The 18,569-nt window shown below is 40.3% G+C and carries 14 protein-coding genes; 1 reads left to right on the plus strand and 13 read right to left on the minus strand.

Annotated features, from left to right (window positions below):
* Window positions 1-256 precede the first annotated feature (256 nt).
* The 13 genes from B4U37_RS11305 to B4U37_RS11365 form a co-directional block, all read right to left on the minus strand.
* Window positions 257-1,111 (minus strand): CAP domain-containing protein, encoded by an 855-nt coding sequence (locus tag B4U37_RS11305; protein ID WP_245839954.1) that lies wholly within the window; start codon window positions 1,109-1,111, stop codon window positions 257-259.
* A gap of 103 nt (window positions 1,112-1,214) precedes the next feature.
* A complete protein-coding gene (locus B4U37_RS11310) occupies window positions 1,215-2,171 on the minus strand; it encodes a Gfo/Idh/MocA family protein (protein ID WP_157663772.1) in 957 nt (318 codons plus the stop codon).
* A 97-nt stretch (window positions 2,172-2,268) separates the two neighbouring features.
* Window positions 2,269-2,790 (minus strand): type 1 glutamine amidotransferase domain-containing protein, encoded by a 522-nt coding sequence (locus tag B4U37_RS11315; RefSeq protein WP_088018305.1) that lies wholly within the window; start codon window positions 2,788-2,790, stop codon window positions 2,269-2,271.
* A gap of 62 nt (window positions 2,791-2,852) precedes the next feature.
* Complete coding sequence (gene argH, locus B4U37_RS11320) at window positions 2,853-4,244, minus strand: argininosuccinate lyase (RefSeq protein WP_088018306.1); 1,392 nt, start codon at window positions 4,242-4,244, stop codon at window positions 2,853-2,855.
* A 404-nt stretch (window positions 4,245-4,648) separates the two neighbouring features.
* Entirely contained in the window at window positions 4,649-5,860 is a 1,212-nt protein-coding gene (locus B4U37_RS11325; RefSeq protein ID WP_088018307.1) for an argininosuccinate synthase, read from the minus strand.
* A 67-nt stretch (window positions 5,861-5,927) separates the two neighbouring features.
* Window positions 5,928-6,902 carry an ornithine carbamoyltransferase gene (gene argF, locus B4U37_RS11330; protein ID WP_088018308.1) on the minus strand — a complete coding sequence of 325 codons (975 nt, stop codon included), beginning with the start codon at window positions 6,900-6,902 and terminating at the stop codon, window positions 5,928-5,930.
* A complete protein-coding gene (gene carB, locus B4U37_RS11335; protein WP_088018309.1) occupies window positions 6,887-10,111 on the minus strand; it encodes a carbamoyl-phosphate synthase (glutamine-hydrolyzing) large subunit in 3,225 nt (1,074 codons plus the stop codon). The genes argF and carB overlap by 16 nt, the downstream gene beginning before the upstream one ends.
* Window positions 10,101-11,174: a carbamoyl phosphate synthase small subunit gene (locus B4U37_RS11340; protein WP_088018310.1), complete on the minus strand. Its 1,074-nt coding sequence runs from the start codon at window positions 11,172-11,174 to the stop codon at window positions 10,101-10,103. Before B4U37_RS11340 ends, carB begins: the two co-directional genes overlap by 11 nt.
* Complete coding sequence (locus tag B4U37_RS11345; RefSeq protein WP_088018311.1) at window positions 11,167-12,363, minus strand: aspartate aminotransferase family protein; 1,197 nt, start codon at window positions 12,361-12,363, stop codon at window positions 11,167-11,169. The genes B4U37_RS11340 and B4U37_RS11345 overlap by 8 nt, the downstream gene beginning before the upstream one ends.
* A complete protein-coding gene (argB, locus tag B4U37_RS11350; RefSeq protein WP_088018312.1) occupies window positions 12,356-13,153 on the minus strand; it encodes an acetylglutamate kinase in 798 nt (265 codons plus the stop codon). The genes B4U37_RS11345 and argB overlap by 8 nt, the downstream gene beginning before the upstream one ends.
* Before the next feature lie 14 nt (window positions 13,154-13,167).
* Window positions 13,168-14,406: a bifunctional ornithine acetyltransferase/N-acetylglutamate synthase gene (gene argJ, locus B4U37_RS11355; RefSeq protein WP_088018313.1), complete on the minus strand. Its 1,239-nt coding sequence runs from the start codon at window positions 14,404-14,406 to the stop codon at window positions 13,168-13,170.
* Window positions 14,407-14,421: 15 nt separating this feature from the next.
* Window positions 14,422-15,459 carry an N-acetyl-gamma-glutamyl-phosphate reductase gene (gene argC, locus B4U37_RS11360; protein WP_088020265.1) on the minus strand — a complete coding sequence of 346 codons (1,038 nt, stop codon included), beginning with the start codon at window positions 15,457-15,459 and terminating at the stop codon, window positions 14,422-14,424.
* A gap of 131 nt (window positions 15,460-15,590) precedes the next feature.
* Window positions 15,591-16,724, minus strand: coding sequence for a M20 family metallopeptidase (locus B4U37_RS11365; RefSeq protein WP_088018314.1), 1,134 nt, complete (start codon window positions 16,722-16,724; stop codon window positions 15,591-15,593).
* Between the two features lie 388 nt (window positions 16,725-17,112).
* Between B4U37_RS11365 and B4U37_RS11370 the strand changes: the two genes are divergently transcribed.
* Window positions 17,113-18,099: a Gfo/Idh/MocA family protein gene (locus B4U37_RS11370; protein WP_088018315.1), complete on the plus strand. Its 987-nt coding sequence runs from the start codon at window positions 17,113-17,115 to the stop codon at window positions 18,097-18,099.
* Window positions 18,100-18,569: the final 470 nt, after the last annotated feature.

The following is an 18,569-nucleotide window of genomic DNA, read 5'->3' on the forward strand; positions in this document are numbered from 1 at the left end:
CTCTATGAAGACTTCTCTGCTTCTTTTTTCTCGTCACTGCTGTCTTCATTACCTCTATGAAGACTTCTCTGCTCCTTTTTTCTCGTCACTGCTGTCTTCATTACCTCTATGAAGACTTCTCTGCTCCTTTTTTCTCGTCACTGATGTCTTCATCGTAACGATCAGATGAAGAAATACCCTAACGATTATTCCACAATACAATTATTTAAAATAATAAAAAGCAAATCTAATCATCTGACTAGATTTGCTTTTTATTTTATTTACCGATAAACATTTGTGTCCAATAGTTGCCTTCTTCTACATAACCAACACCGATGTGCGTGAAATCTGGAGTTAGAATATTTTTACGGTGCCCTTCACTGTCCATCCATGCTTGAACCACTTCTTCTGGAGAACGTTGACCCATTGCAATATTTTCTCCGGCAGTATTATAGGAAATACCGTAGTCTCTCATCATATCGAATGGTGATCCATGAGTTGGACTTGTGTGAGAAAAGTAATTATTTGTTTGCATATCTTTGGACTTATCACGAGCAACGTTGCTTAATGAAGCATCAGCTTTAAGGTCTGATAATCCATTTTTGCGGCGCTCCGCATTTGTAAGTTCTATTACTTTCATTTCTGTTTCTGAAATACCTTCTGTTGATTCTTCAGCTTGCTGTTGATTATCGTCAGCAGGTTCTTCTGCAGGTTGATTTTCAGGTGGTGCAGCTTGCCCGCCTTGTGGAGCTTGTTTTTGTTCTGGCTGAGCCGGTGCAGGTTGCCCTTGTTGGCCCTGAGGTGTTTCCTGTTGGAACTTGTAAATCGCAAATGGTCCTTCTTGCTGGAATTTCTCAACATGCGGGAACTTTTCGCTTGGGATGGATGTGCTGAAAGAGTTTTGATCAATTGTTAAGTATCCATTGTTGATTTCTTGCACATCTGCACTTTGGCCCATACCTCGAGCATCGTTTCTTACATGTGTAATTCCATTGCCATTGTCATTATCCAGAAAAGCCGTGTTGTTGTTATTATCCATATTATCATTGTTGTTAGTTGCATTATTGTTACAACCGACCACTAATGATAATGCAAAAGCAGTAATTACCGTTACTTTCAAAAGTTTTGTCATTTGTACATCTCCTTTTCATCATTAATACTTTTTTAGTTTTGCAATTTCACCTGAAAGTATTATTGGTAATAATGATAAAAAAGAGATAAATTTGGTAACTGTGTTATCGTATCAGTTGTTCTAACACACGTTGAACCTGTAAACCTTCTTCAAAATCGACAAGAACCGCTTGTTCATTATTTAATCTTTTAACAAAATGTTCGACCAAGCTACCTTTTGAGTTAACTAACTCTGAATCCATAATCTCTACCCATTCTTTTCCTTTGTTGGCCAATTTGACCTTTCTCCAGTTAATTAATGAAAGGCTCTGATTTTCCCCATGTATAGTAAAGGAAATTTCTTCATTTTCCGCTTGCCCTACAAGTCCATCAATCAGAACACGCGCTTCATTTTCAAGAGTAAGCATGGCAATAACAGCTTGCTCGCTCAACTGAGAATCGAAAGGGTAATCCACATAACTTTTGACTTCTTTCACAGGACCGAAAAAATGGAGGATCATTTGAAGATAGTGTGGGGAGATTTCCCTGATGAATCCCCCTTGTTTCCTAGAATTTATCCAATTTGTTTGTTGCCAAGGTCTTGGCCACTGATCGAAGTGCATCTTTAAGGTAATGCGCTTTATTTTTCCAAATGAGTTTTTGCTGATAAGATCTTCTATCGTTGCAAATGCTTTTTCATATACAAGAGGAAAATGCATCGCATGTATTAAACCAGATTCTTCTGCAAGGCGTACCATAGCTTCTGCTTCTTCCTCAGAATTGGCAAGTGGTTTTTCACAAAGTACATGTTTTTTGTGTTGAAAAGCGGACATTACAACATCGTAATGAACAGCTGGTGGCACCGCGACATAGACAAAATCGATTTCATTTTGTTGCATGAGTTCATTGTAATCAGAAAAGTAAGCAATATTCCCGTATTCAAGGGCTGTTTCTTTTGCTAAATTTTTATTATAGTCGCACACTGCGGCGATTTGAATATTTTCGTTTTTATGGAATGCTGAAATTAGCCGCTGGCCCACAACCCCTAGCCCAACTACTCCAACTTTATATATTTTTTTCAATGTTTCTCCCCCTATGATAGCTTTAACAGTTGATTTCCGTTCCAGGCGCTTCGCTTTCCACTACAATCAACTTGGTTTTAGCATAATCTCTATCTCTTTAGTCGGCTAGCACTCGGATGAACTCTCTCATGTAGTCTGGAAGGTCTGGTGGTCTTCTGCTGGAAATGATATTTCCGTCGACAATTACGGCTTCATCGACCCACTCTGCTCCGGCGTTTATCATATCGTCTTTAATTCCAGGTGTACTAGTTACTTTTTTCCCTTGAAGTATTTTTGCTGAAATCAATACCCAGCCTGCATGACAAATTTGACCGATTGGTTTCTTTTGTTCGTCCATGGTACGAATCATGGTAAGTATATCTTCATATCTACGAAGTTTATCTGGCGACCATCCTCCAGGAACCAAGATGGCATCATAATCTGCTGGATTTGCATCGTGAAAAGAAATATCGGATTGAATCGGCACTCCATATTTTCCGATGTAAGTCGTACCTGCCTTTTCCCCTGCAATGACTACTTCTGCACCTTCTTCTCGCAAACGTAAAACCGGATACCAAAGCTCTAAATCCTCAAAATCGTCACTTACTAATTGGATTACTTTTTTGTTATGTAATTTCATAAAAACACCCTCCTTCACATGAATATAATTCCATTGTGAACGAGGGCATTGCGTTTTGCAAATTATGAAGAAGGTACAGCATCATATAGTAGTTTATCTGCTAATGCTAGCTGACTTTCTACTTGTTCGAAGGATGTGCCGCCTTCACTCTTTCTGGCGCCAACCACGTGTTTTGGATGAAGCAACTTGAAAATATCTTCTGCAAATAACGGGGAAAATTCCTTATACTCATCCAGTGTCAGGCCTAAGAGGTATTTATCCTGATTAATGGCATAAAGTACAATTTTCCCTATTATTTCGTGAGCCTGTCTAAATGGAAGACCTTTTGTCACTAAGTAATCGGCAATATCGGTTGCATTTGAAAAATCTTTTGATACTGCTTCATACATTTTTGTTTCATTTACTGTCATCGTGTGGATCATTGGTGCCAACAATTTCAAAGAACCGACCAGTGTCTTGACTGTATCGAACATCCCTTCTTTGTCTTCCTGCATGTCTTTGTTGTATGCCAATGGCAACCCTTTTAGGACTGTCAAAAGTCCAACGAGATTTCCGTATACTCTGCCAGTTTTAGCTCGAAGCAATTCTGGTACATCTGGATTTTTCTTTTGCGGCATAATACTTGAACCTGTACAGAAAGAGTCGTCTAGTTCAATGAATTGGAATTCCTGACTGGACCAAATGACCATTTCTTCTGAAAGGCGTGAAATGTGTGTCATGATAAGGGATGCATGAGATAAAAACTCGACGATAAAATCACGGTCACTGACGGCATCCATGCTGTTAGGGTATATTTTATCGAATCCTAATAAGGAGGCAGTCTGTGCTCGATCTATCGGGAAAGTGGTCCCGGCCAATGCACCCGCTCCAAGCGGTGACCAATTGATTCGCTTCAGGCTATCTTGTAAACGCTCCTTGTCACGCTCAAACATCCAGAAATATGCCATTAAATGGTGTGCAAATGAAACAGGCTGGGCGCGTTGTAAATGTGTGTAACCCGGTAAAATGGTTTCCACATTTTCCTTAGACTTTATTAAGATAGAACTTTGTACTTCTGTCAGCAGTGAAATGATCATTTCTGTTTGTTTTTTAAGATATAAGTGCATATCTGTTGCCACTTGGTCATTACGGCTTCTTCCTGTGTGAAGCTTTCCGCCTACCGGTCCGATTTCATCTATTAACAGTTTTTCAATGTTCATATGAATGTCTTCATGTGCAACGGAGAATTCGACATCGCCTGCATTTATTTTGTTTTGGATCACTTGGAGTCCATGTTGGATTGTTTTTGCGTCGTCTTTTGGGATGATGTTGCAGTCACTTAGCATTTGAACATGTGCCATGCTTCCTTGGATATCTTCTAGTGCGAGTTCTTTATCGAATTCGATGGATGCTGTGAACTCTTCTACTAGTTTGTTTGTTTCTTTTGTAAATCTTCCACCCCAGAGCTTTGTCATGTTGTTGCCTCCTTTTACTGTAAGTTTACGTATTAACTGTTGATTTCCGTTCCAGGCGCTTCGCTTGCCTGCGGGCGGTCCGGAAGCCTCCTTGCTACTTTGGAAGCCACTGGAATTTTTATGTTATAGAGGTTGTTTCGACATCCGCTGTTGATCTCCACAAATGGCTACGCATTCCTAGGGGCGCTGCTGGAGCCTCCTCGGCTTAGCCTGCAGGGTCTCCACTTAGCGCTTTCTCCCTCAGGAGTCTTCGCCCTTTGCTCCAATCAACAGCTAGAAATAACCATTAACATGAAATCTCCGTTTTCAGTGGCCTCCGCGGGGTCTCCCCTGTCCCTTCCTCCCACGGGCGTCTGCGCACCTTCCACTACAATCAACAAGGTTACTGGAAGTTACTCCATCTATTAAAGTGTCACTTTTTGTTTGTTGTGGATTTCTGCGTATACTTTTGTAGGAAGTCCCCAGAGTTTGATGAACCCTACTGCTGCATTATGATCAAACATATCCCCTTTGGAATAGGTTGCAAGCTCTTCATTGTAAAGGCTGTATAGCGATTGGCGTCCTACTACAGTATGATTGCCTTTTTGTAGTTTCACGCGAATTTTCCCTGTTACATTTTTCTGTGTCTCTTCAATAAATGCTCCTAGTGCGTTCACTAATGGAGAGTACCACAGTCCTTCATAGATGACTTTCGCCATTTGCTCATCAATGGTAGATTTAAACTGGCTAACTTCTCTTGGAAGTGTCAAAAACTCCAGTTCCTTATGTGCTTGAATAAGAATAAGAGCTGCAGGGTTTTCGTATACTTCTCTTGATTTGATTCCGACCAAGCGGTTTTCGATATGATCGATTCTTCCAACCCCATGTTTTCCCCCAACCAGATTTAGTTCTTCGATTAAATCAACCAGGCCCATTTGCTTATCATTTAGTGCTACCGGTACACCCTTTTCAAAACTTATTTCAACGTATTCCGGTTGATCTGGTGTCAGTTCAATCGGGTTAGTCCAATCAAAAGCAGCTTCTGGTGCTTCATTCCATGGATTTTCCAGCACCCCTGCTTCACATGCTCTGCCCCAAATATTTGCATCGATGGAAAATGGATTTTCCAAATTAACCGGGATTGGGATGTTATGCTTAACTGCGTATTCAATTTCCTCGTCTCTTGTCATCCCCCACTCACGAACAGGTGCAATGACTTTCAAATTAGGATTTAGTGCTTGAATGGAAACTTCAAAACGAACTTGATCGTTCCCTTTCCCGGTGCAACCATGTGCCACCGCTACCGCTCCCTCTTCCTCTGCTACTTGTACAAGCAGCTTTGAAATAAGCGGACGAGACAATGCGGATGATAGAGGGTATTTCCCCTCATACATCGCATTTGATTTTAGTGCAGGTACAATATAATCTTTGGCAAGCATCTCTTTTGCATCAACCATAATAGCTTTAATTGCACCGACATCGAGAGCCTTTTGTTTAATCGATTCCAAATCTTTGCCCTCTCCAACATCAAGACCAAGCGCTATCACATCATAGCCATATTTCTCTTGTAACCATTTAACAGAAACAGAAGTATCAAGTCCTCCAGAATAGGCCAAAACCACTTTTTCTTTTTTCATATCAATTTCCTCCTCTGGTATAAAAATCTACGTTATTGTATTTTTATACATTTTAGTGTAAAAAAATTTAGTTGCCGAGCAAAGCCTTCAAAATGGCTTTTTGTGCATGAAGTCTGTTTTCAGCTTCATCAAATACAACAGAATGGGGTCCATCAATGATTTCAGCAGTTACCTCTTCCCCGCGGTGTGCTGGCAGGCAGTGTAAAAAGATGAAATCTTCCTTAGCATGTTTGCAAAGCTCTTTATTTACTTGATAAGGCGCAAAAACTTTAAGTCTTTTTTTTGATTCTGCTTCTTGGCCCATACTGGTCCACACGTCTGTTACGACTACATCTGCGTCTTTGATCATTTCAACAGGACACTCTCCGACCTGTATAGAAGAACCTGTTAAGAGAGTTTCCTTCTTCATTGAGGTGAGTATGGACTGATCTGGTTTGAAACCAGGAGGACAAGCGATGGAAATGTCCATGCCGACTTTTACTGCACCTTCTATTAAAGAATGAGCCATATTATTGTTGCCATCGCCCAAATAACAAATTTTTAAGCCTTTTAATTTCCCCTTATGCTCTTTGATGGTCAAAAGGTCTGCCAATACTTGAGCAGGGTGATGTGAATCGGTAAGGCCATTAATGATTGGGACGTCCGAATGACGTGCAAAATCTTCTAATATCTCATGGTCAAAGGTCCGTATCATCAATCCATCTACATAACGGGACAGAACTTTTGCTGTATCTGCCGGTGACTCGCCCCGCCCTAATTGAATATCATTGGAACTTAGGAAAATGGCATGACCACCAAGTTGCAGCATGCCGACTTCAAACGATACTCTTGTTCTTGTAGAAGCCTTCTCAAATAGCATGGCAAGAACTTTACCTTGTAAAAATGGATGAGGTATTCCCTCTTTTTGATATTTTTTTAGTTTAATAGCATCTTCTAATAAAAAATAAATATCTTCTTGTGAAAAGGATCCAAGTGTCAAAAAATGAGATTGACTAATGTGATAGGTCTCCTTGTTCGTTTCCCATTTTAGTACACTTTGCATAAATATTCAACCTCTCTCTTTTTATTTTTTATATAATCTTTTATAGTTTGATAATTTTGATGGATGGTATCTTCCAGCATAATGGCTTGTTGAGCGGTTTCTAAACAAGTAAAGGTTCTTATTCCGTTCATGGTGCATAATGCTCTGTACACCGCTCCGTTACGCGCCTTTTCTCTTCCAATTGTAGGGATGATGATTGCCGCAGCAAACTTCTCCATTTTTAATACTTTGTCTATATCCTTTTGAAAAATACTGCTCACTTTTACATTATTTTCTTTTAAGAAATCAGCTGTCCCTATTGTTGCCATGATAGAAAATCCTTTGTTCACAAGTTCTTTCATAAGTGGAAGAGCATTCTCTTTTTCACGATCTGCAATGGAGCAAAAAACTATCTTTTCTTCTTGCATGAGAGAGAATGAGCTCTTTTTACCAAGGAACAATGCTTTACTCAACGCCTCTTCTAACGTCATGCCAAGTCCGATAATTTCTCCAGTAGACTTCATTTCTGGTCCTAAAACATGATCCACATCTTTTAATTTTGTATTGGAAAAGACAGGTGCTTTGACGGTCCAGAAACCCGGATTTTCTCCTAGTCCAGATTGACTAAGCTTCTCGCCTAATTGTGCTTTGATTGCAAGTTCAATCATTGGAACATCTGTCACTTTACTCACAATCGGGACTGTTCTGGATGCTCTTGGATTTACTTCTAACATATAGATATTATCGCCATTAATAACAAACTGAATATTGGCAATGCCAATTATTTGCGCTGCATTACATATTTTCTTTGTATACTCTACTAGTCTTTCTTTCATCTGGTTTGATAGGGAAATGGAAGGAAGCACTGCAAGGCTGTCACCTGAATGAACTCCTGCCTTTTCAATATGTTCAAAAATGGCTGGGATATATATTTGCTCTCCGTCTGAAATGACATCCAACTCGCATTCAAGTCCCGGCACATAAAGGTCTACTAATAAAGGCCATAATGACTCATTATGTTGGTGTATATCATGAAATGAGTTAATTTCTTCATCGTCATAAATGGTGTACATAGACTGCCCTCCTATCACATAGGAAGGACGTACCAATACCGGATATCCTAAAGCCTGTGCTTCTGCTTTTAATTGACTGCTTTGTTCCACTATTTTTCCTTCTATATGAGGAATGCCTTCTGATTCCAATAATGCATAGAAGTGGGATCGGTCCTCTAGCTTGTCAATTGATTCGATACTAGTTCCTGCGATTATGGCACCTTCATCCTTTAGTCCCTCAGCAAGATTGATGGCAGTCTGACCTCCAAATTGAATAAAGACGAGGTCCACCTTTTCTTTTTGGATAATTGGTACGATATCTTCTATTGTAATAGGTTCGAAGTAAAGTTTATCTGCTACTGAAAAGTCGGTACTGACGGTTTCGGGATTATTGTTTACAACAATTGTTTCATAGCCGGCTTTCTTTAATGCTTTCACTGCATGAACAGAGCAATAGTCAAACTCGATTCCTTGACCGATACGGATTGGACCAGAACCAATAACAAGTGCTTTTTTGTTCTCACTAACATCTACCTCATCCGCTCCATTATAGGTGGAATAGTAGTATGGTGTGATAGCTTCAAATTCAGCAGCACATGTGTCCACCAATTTATAGGATGGAAAGAGTTGATTTTTTTTCAAGTGCGACATTAATGCAATACTCTCGCACCCTAATAACGAACAAAGTCTCTCATTACTTATATTTTGGTGTTTAGCTTTCTTTAAGAAGTCAAGCTCTAATGTATCTAAACACTTAGTGGAAAGATGTTTTTCAAGCATGACCATTTGGTTTAATTTATGAAGAAACCACTTATCAATAAACGTCATTTCCTGTATGGATTCTATGGACATGCCCTGTCCTAAAGCATGAGTAATCGCAAAAAGTCTCAAATGAGTCGGTTCCTTAAGTAATTCCAACCATTGATTTTCATTCATTACGTCTAATGCTGGATGGGTGATTCCATTTATTTTCATCTCCATAGAACGTAGTCCTTTATTTAATGCTCCTTCAAATGTGCGGTCAATGGCAAGTACTTCTCCAGTCGCCTTCATTTGCGTACTGAGGGTGGAATCAGCTTCTGGGAATTTATCAAACGGAAACCTCGGTAGTTTTACTACTATATAGTCCAGAGCAGGTTCAAAGGAAGCGAAGGTGGATCCTGTTATAGGATTTATAATTTCGTCCAAGTGATAACCGATGGCACATTTTGCTGCAATTCTTGCAATCGGATAACCAGTTGCCTTTGATGCAAGGGCAGATGAACGGCTGACTCGAGGATTCACTTCAATAATATAGTAATTATCTGAATTAGGATCCATAGCAAATTGAATATTGCAACCCCCGACAATTTTCAAGTTTCTTATTATTTTTAAACTCGCATTTCTTAAAATATGATATTGTCTATCTGTGAGTGTTTGGGAAGGTGCCACCACAATGGAATCTCCCGTATGAACGCCGACTGGATCGAAGTTTTCCATATTGCACACGATTATGCATGTGTCATTTTCATCTCTCATTACCTCATACTCTACTTCTTTCCAGCCTTTAATGCTTTTTTCCATTAATACTTGATTTATAGGACTTAGATGCAACCCTTTTTTCAGTAACATATGAAGCTCTTGATCGTTATAGGCAAATCCCCCGCCTTCCCCGCCTAATGTATAAGCAGGTCTAACAATGATCGGGTATCCAATTTTTTTTACAAAATCCATTCCTTCTTTTATAGAGTGGACAATTTGAGATTCGGGTATTGGTTCATTCAATTCCATCATAAGTGTTCGAAAAAGTTCTCTGTCTTCTCCTTGTTGAATGGAGGCGACGGATGTTCCAAGAACAGAAACATTATGTTTCTTCAAGATATCTTTACCCGAAAGCTCTACTATCAGGTTCAGTGCTGTCTGCCCGCCGAGCGTTCCGATAATTCCGTCCGGCTTCTCTTTCTCGATAATTTTTTCTAGACTTTCCACTGTTAAAGGTTCCATATAAACATGATCTGCAATATCGGAATCCGTCATGATGGTTGCTGGATTATTGTTAACAAGGACTACTTCTATTCCCTCTTCTTTAAGGGCAAGACAAGCTTGTGTGCCGGCATAGTCAAACTCCGCTGCTTGACCGATGACGATGGGTCCTGAACCAATTACCAACACTTTTTTTATTTTCTCATTAAATGGCATATGACATTACTCCTGTTTTTTCGTGGATGATAGTTAAAAACTTTTCGAAGATGAAATTAGTATCCTGCGGACCAGGGTGTGCTTCCGGGTGAAATTGAACACTCAGAGCAGGAAGATGTTTATGTTGTAGGCCTTCCACTGTCCCATCGTTAATATTTTTGTAGGTGATAGAAAAAATCTCATGATTGATAGATTCCTCTTTTACGTTATAGCTGTGATTTTGGGACGTTATAAAAACTTTCCCTGTTGCAAGATCTTTCACTGGGTGATTACCGCCTCGATGTCCAAAAAGCAGCTTTTCTGTTATTGCACCAAATGCCAGTGCTAACAATTGATGCCCTAGACAAATACCTAGCGTCGGAAACTTTTCTGCAATGTTTTTTATTTTTGGAAGGTGATTTTTTAAGACTTCTGGATTTCCGGGTCCATTGCTTAGCAATACGCCATCAGGTTGAAGTGCTTGCAACTCTTGCAAACTTGTGGTGTATGGGACCACTGTCACCTGACAATCTGCATAAAGCAGCGCCTCTAAGATAGACTTTTTATATCCATAATCCAGCAAAACAATATGAGGGCCTTTCCCTGGATAGTTTTTCACTTTAGAAGTGGATACGTATTCCACCCAATTTTCTGTTTCTTTCACCGTGGGAAAGTCTTTAACAGAATCCGTAATGTATCCTTTTACGGATCCACTTCTACGTATGGTTTTAACGAGCTCTCTTGTATCTACATCACTTAGGCCGCTGATGTTTAATTTCTCCAAAAGTTCAGGTGCTGCTACTTCAGAAGAGTAGTGGTTAGGCAAATGACACGCCTCTCCCATAATGACGCCTTTAGCGTAAATGCTCTCTGCTTCATAATCTTGAGGGTTTATGCCATAGTTTCCAATTAACGGATAGCAAAAGACGATAATTTGACCGGCATAGGAGGGGTCTGACATGATTTCTTGATAACCTGTCATACTGGTGTTAAAAACCACTTCCCCAATCGCACCCTCCTTACTTCCTATTAACTTACCGGGGAAAACCTCCCCTGTTTCCAGTACTAAATATCCATTATCCATGATGTACCTCCCTAAACTTCTGTAGAACCTTAGTGAATTTTTGAACAAAAGAGTTTACTTCTTCTTCTGATACAGTAAGGGGAGGAAGTAGTCTTACCACATTGGGACCGGCAGTCAAGATTAACAGTTTTTCTTCTAATGCTAATTTGACCAAATCCACTGCATTTCCGCTAATTTCGAGACCAAGCAGCATGCCTATTCCCCTTATTTCCTTGATAAAAGAAAATTCCTCTTGAAACCTTTCAAGCTCACTTAGAAGTAATCGACTCTGCTCCCCTGTTTTGTTAAGAAATTCGGGTTCGCATATCACATTTAATGTTGTCATTCCGGCAGTGCTTGCCAAGGGGTTTCCACCAAAAGTGCTTCCGTGCATTCCAGGAAAAAAAGCAAGGGCGACTTCCTCTTTAGCTAGCATTGCACCAATTGGAAACCCAGATCCCAGTCCTTTCGCAAGTGTCATGATGTCTGGCTCTAAATGATATTGTTCGTATAAGAATAAACTCCCTGTACGCCCCATTCCCGTTTGTACTTCATCAACAATAAGCAGAATCCCATTTTCTTTACATATGTCCGACAATCTCTTAACCCAATCAGGATTAGCCGGAACCACTCCCCCCTCGCCTTGAAGAAGTTCGAGCATAACGGCAGTTGGAGCCATATCTTTTATAGTTTCGAGAGAATCAAAATCATTATAAGGCAAGTGGATAAATCCCTCTGGCATTGGTTCAAATCCGGACTTTATTTTTTCTTGCCCTGTAGCAGCCACTGTAGCCAAGGTTCTGCCGTGAAAGCTTTGTTGAAAAGTCACCATGTTAGCTTGCTTATCGCCATTTTTGTTAGCAAAAGCTCTTACAAGCTTAATGGCAGCTTCGTTTGCCTCTGCGCCGCTATTACAAAAGAACACTTGATCAAAACATGTTTTTTCCGTTAAAAGGCAGGCAAGCTCTTCCTGTTTCGGAACATGATAAAGGTTGGACGTATGCCAAATCTGAGATAATTGCTCCGTAAGAGCCTTCTCTACTTCAGATGGACAGTGTCCGAGATTGCATGTTGCTATGCCGGAAGTGAAATCAAGATACTCTTCATTGTCATCAGACCAGACAAGCGTTCCCTTTCCTTTTTGGATGGATAAAGGCAGCCTGCTGTATGTATTCATGATGGGTGAGTAGTTACTAGTAGTTTTAAACACTTTCCTCCATGACCTCCTCAAGATAAAATGAAGTACCAAAGCGATGATCGTTTATAGCAAAGCTTGTGAGGGCATCATACTCCGTGCCATTTATAATACCTACCATACTTACGCCTTGCGTCAAGCATTGAACGGCTGCCTCCACTTTTGGGATCATCCCGCCGGTAATTTGATTCTCTTCTATAAGTCTATAAACTTCTAAATCTGATAAACTTGAAGCAATAGAGCCTCCTACCTGCACCCCGTCAACATCAGTGATCATGCATAACGGAGATCGGAAAGCAATAGAGATAGCCGCGGCGGCCAAATCCGCATTGACATTATAATGCTGACCGTTTGTATCAACAGCCACTGGTGAAATGATTGGTATGATTCCTTTTTGCATGATAGCAGTCAATAACTCTGCGTTGACCTCCACAATCTCTCCAACAAAACCAAGCTCTTCTGCATTGGAAATCGGTTTTGCAACAAGTAACTTTCCATCCACCCCACTTAACCCTACTGCATTTCCCCCAGCTTTCATTATCTGGCGTACAAGATGCTTGTTCATCGATCCTGACAAGACCATCTCCACAACTTCCAATACAGGTTCCGTCGTTTTTCTTAAACCGTTGACGAAAGTGGTTTCCACATTTAGTGTGGATAGAATATTCGAAATAGAAGGTCCTCCTCCATGAACAACGATTGGTTGAATATAATGCTTGGTTTTTAATTCTACTAATTCAGTAAAAAAAGACGGTGGAAGTTTCTCCACTGTACTGCCCCCACACTTTATTACGAGCGACTTCATTGTTTGGCCTCCTTTTATGTTCGATATGATGCATTAATTCGTACATAATCGTAGGACAAATCACACCCCCACGCAGTAGCATGTTCACTTCCTGATAAAAGGTCTACAACTATGTCTATTTTTTCATTCTTAAGATATGATTTAGCTTCTTCTTCGCAGAATGTAACAGGCATCCCATCCTCCACGATTAAGATGGGTCCAATCATCACTTTAATTTTCTCCGTATCAATGGTGATTCCACTATACCCAACAGCCGACACAATCCGTCCCCAATTCGGATCCTGGCCAAAAACCGCCGTTTTTACCAAACTCGAACCGACAATGGTTTTAGCAATCACTTGGGCATCGTGCGCTGTTACTGCCCCATTTACTTGTACTTCAATTAGCTTTGTAGCACCTTCACCATCTCGTGCTATCTGTTGAGAGAGTGATTGGCAAACTATTTGAAGTCCTTCTTTAAAAAGAGCATATTCTTCGTCATCTTGCGTCCATTTTTCATTTCCAGCCATCCCATTTGCCAATACAAGCACCATGTCATTTGTACTTGTATCTCCGTCCACGGTAATCATATTAAATGTCTCTGCCGTTACTTCTCTTAAAGCTTGTTGTAATGCTTCATGTTCTATATTGATATCTGTTGTGACAAATCCAAGCATCGTTGCCATGTTGGGGTGTACCATTCCCGAGCCTTTTGCCGCTCCTGCTATTGTATAAACTTTACTTTCGGTCTCTAACTGAAGACATATATGTTTCGTAAAGGTGTCTGTCGTCAGAATAGCTTCTTCAAAAGATGGCGCATCATACCCGTTTACAAGTGCTGATATCGATTTCACACCTGTTACGATCTTGTTCATTGGCAGTTGTTCCCCTATCACTCCTGTGGAAATAACTGCAACATCGTTCTCATTAAGACAGGCTTTCTCGGCAAATACTTCTCTCATTTTATAAGCTTTTTGTAATCCTTCTTTTCCTGTACATGAGTTAGCATTACCTGAGTTAACGATGACGCCTTGAAGCGTTCCGTTGGTGTTGATACTTTCTTGTGAAACTTTAAGCGGTGGTGCCTGAAATTGATTGGTTGTGTAGACTGCTGCAGCGGTTGCAGGAACTTGACTATAAATCCAGCCCAGATCTTTTCGTTTCCGTTTTATTCCGCAGTGTAGCCCACCGGCTGAAAAGCCATTTGGTGTGCATATATTTCCTTGTTCCACGGTAATCCATTTTTCTTTTTTCGCTAATACATCCACTTTCATATCCTCACCTCTTATTTATGGATAAACTGGAGTGATCTTAAGTCCTGTTTGTTCATTCCAGCCGTTTATGATGTTCATGTTTTGAACTGCCTGCCCGGATGCACCTTTCATTACATTATCAATGACAGATACGATGGTGATTCTGTTGGTTCTTTCGTCCACTGCTATTCCAAGATCACAATAGTTGGAACTATAAACTTCTTTAGTGGCGGGCCATTGGTTCTCCTGTCTGATTCGAACAAAATACTCTTTTCGATAGAATTCATGATATAGTTCTAATGCATCTTTCGTGGACAAAGATTGTGCCAAGTCACAATAGATTGTGCACATTATCCCCCTCGACATTGGTACAAGATGTGGTGTAAATGTGATTGTGGCATCAGAATGGGTATAGGTTTGAATAACTTGTTCCATTTCCGGGATGTGTTGATGGTTTCCTAATTTATAAGCTTTTACATTTTCATTAACTTCGCAATAATGAGTGCCCATGGAAGCTTTTCTGCCAGCGCCGGTTACTCCAGATTTACCATCGATGATAATGCTGTTTAGGTGAACTAAGTTGTTCTTTAATAAAGGTGCAAGACCGATTAATGTTGCTGTGGGATAGCATCCTGGGTTGGCAATTAAAGTCGCATTTTTGATATCTTCTCTAAAAAGTTCTGGCAGCCCATATGTAGATTTTTGTAAAACACTAGTCGGCGCTGATGAATATTTATACCATTTGTCGTATAAACGAGAATCTTTTAACCGATGATCCCCAGAGAGATCTATGCAAGGAATCTCCTCATCTACAAATCTATGAACATGATTTTTAGCAACTCCAGAGGGAGTAGCAAAAAAGAACAAATCGGCTCTTCCCAATATATCGTCTACATTCATTTCTTCTAATCTGCACTCAGAAATGCCTTCTAAATGGGGATATTGTTCGGTGATGAGTGTTCCACTTGTAGAATGGGAACCCAGAAAACTCAACTCCACTTCTGGATGTTGCTTTAAAATTCTTATAAGTTCTGCACCGCTATATCCGTTCGCTCCGATAATTCCAACCTTCAAGATTTTCATCCTCTCCATGCGTTTATAATATGAATTATTATAACTACGTATGTATAAAAATACAATATGTTTTTTGAAAAGAATAAAAAAAGATGACCTTAGATTTTCTCCAAGGTCATCTTTTTCAAATTTTACTCACCCAAAGCCGCAATCGTTTTGGCCAATAATTCTGTTCGTTCTGTAAGAGATGGAATTTCTAAATACTCTTCTTCACTATGGGCATTTCCTCCAACCGGACCCATCCCGTCAACGGTGGCAATACCCATTGCAGCAGTAAATGAGGCATCCGATCCACCGCCTGTAGCAGTGTCTTTCACCTCAACTCCTATCTGTTCGCCAACTTTCTCAATGACATGTAACAAAGATTCTGTTCGTGCCGTTTTCTCCATAGGTAGCCGGTTCATTTCCCCTACCAGCTCGACCTCTGTACCTTTGACATCTGTTGATGCACAAATCTTTTCCAATTTTCGTTCAATAGGTATTGCCTGTTCTCGTTCTGTGATTCTGATGTCTACATGGGCAATAGCACTGTCAGATACAGTATTGACAGATGATCCTCCCTCAATCAAGCCTACATTGACACTGATTCCCTTAGAATGATCATTGAGTGCGTGTAACTGTATTACTTTATGAGCAAGCTCTTCAATCGCACTTCTTCCCTTTTCCGGCTCAATTCCGGAATGCGCTGCCCGCCCACGTACATTTATCGTATATTTTCCTTTTCCTCTTCTTGCTGTCACAAGGGAACCGTCTTTCCTTGCAGGTTCCATAATAAGCGCATATTTTTTATCTTTTGCTTTGCTCTCTATTAAAGATTTTGAAGACGGAGATCCTATCTCCTCATCACTGTTCAGCACAAGAACAACATCCTGATATGCTTTAGAATGAGAGTGAATTAACGCTTTCATCGCATAGAGTATGGAAACTTGGCTGGCTTTCATATCAATGACACCAGGTCCATATGCCCTGCCGCCTTCCACTTTGAACGGTCTACTTTGTACGGTACCGTTAGGGAACACCGTATCCATATGTGCCACTATTATTATTTTGGGATCTTTTGCTAAAGGATGTTGGATGACTAGGTGATTTCCATACTTTTCTTCCTCTAACACTTGTACCGAAAATCCGATAGACCGATACTCCTTTGATAAAATAGATCCAATCTGATCTATTCCCTCTTTAGAGGTCGATCCACTATCAATATTGACTAGTTTCTCCAACAACTCTAGCATATTTGATTGGTTATTTTGTAAATACTCTTTCATCTTACTCTCTCCTGACATATTAGACGCATACACTATTTTATATACATATATTTATTCTCATCCTTCATTATACCTTTTCTACTTATTAAGTCCTATATTTCCTTTATTCTACCTATTATAAAAGTTCAAACCCTTTTTTTTGAAAAAAGCTTTTTTATCTGAATAAACAATCTATTATGCTTCACCTCCAAACTGTGGTATAGTATAAATGCGATGAGCTGAATTGTGTAAGTCGACGGACGCGCTCTTTGAGCAAGGCATGAATGTGGTCATGCTGTCCCTCGCCTCAATACGCAGGAAGGCACCTTTATAGGTGCCTTCTTTTTTTGCTACTTTTCCTCCATTTCTGCTATACTGTCTACATCTATTAGAGAAAGAAGGTATTATTTTGATACGTTTTGGCGTGATCGGAACCAACTGGATAACAGAATCATTCATCAATGCAGCACTAGAGTCTGAAGATTTCCGTTTAACGGCTGTCTATTCTAGAAAAGAAGAAACCGCAAAGAATTTTGGGGAAAAATTCAGTGTAACTACTACATATACAGATCTTAATGAGTTTTCAAGAAGCAACGAATTTGATGCAGTTTATATAGCCAGCCCTAATTCCCTGCATGCAAAGCAAGCGATTGCCTGCATGAACCAAGGTAAACATGTGTTATGCGAAAAACCGATAGCAACAAATACTAGAGAATTATCGGAAATGATAGCTGCGGCAAAAAGAAATAACGTGGTTTTGATGGAGGCAATGAAAAGCACCCTCCTTCCAAACTTCTTGGCAGTGAAAGAAAACCTGCATAAAATTGGGAAAATAAGACGTTATGTCACGAGTTATTGTCAGTATTCTTCCCGCTATGATAAGTACAAGGAAGGTACGGTACTTAATGCTTTCAAGCCCGAGTTTTCCAATGGAGCTTTAATGGACATTGGTATCTATACCATCTATCCAATGGTGGCGTTGTTCGGCAAGCCGAAAGCTTTATTTGCCATGGCCCATATGCTTGAATCGGGCGTCGATGGGCAAGGAAGTATCTTGTTCCAGTATGATGGAATGGATGCTTCGGTTGCCTATTCTAAAATAGCAAACTCCTACCTTCCTTCCGAAATACAAGGCGAAGAAGGAACGATCATTTTAGATACCATCCATACACCAGAAAAAATACGGATTAAATATAAAGACGGTTCGGAGGAAGATATTACGGTTTCTCAAAAAGATCAGTCTATGTTTTACGAAGCAGAAGAGTTTATTCGCCTTATTAAATTTGGGGAAAAAGAATCTTCCATCAACTCTCTTAATACTTCCCTGCAAACGATGGAGTTAATAGAAGAAGCCCGCAAACAAATAGGTCTTGTCTACCCGGCAGACCAAAGTTAACCTATACTTCTGAAAGAATCGCCTGTTGCATACGGACGGTTCTTTTTTATATGGTTTCATTTAACTTTTAACTTAAGGTAAAGCTATGAAGACAGCTCTCGTTCTTTTTTGTGCGTAGACAGGTCCTCATTGCACGGATGAAGACAGCTCTCGTTTCTTTTTGTGCGCAGAGAGGTCCTCATCGCACGGATGAAGACAGCTCTCGTTCCTTTACGTGCGTAGACAGGTCCTCATCGCACGAATGAAGACATCCTCCGTTCCTTTTTCACCCAAGACAGGTCCTCATCGCTCGGATGAAGACATCCCACATTCCTTTTTCACCCAAGACAGGTCCTCATCGCTCGGATGAAGACATCACACGTTCCTTTTTTACCCAAAACAGGTCCTCATCGCTCGGATGAAGACATCCCACGTTCCTTTTTCACCCAAAACAGGCCCTCACCGCTCGGAGAAAGACATCCCACCACGAA

It is taken from the genome of Sutcliffiella horikoshii (genome assembly GCF_002157855.1).
Lineage (GTDB): Bacteria > Bacillota > Bacilli > Bacillales > Bacillaceae_I > Sutcliffiella_A > Sutcliffiella_A horikoshii_C.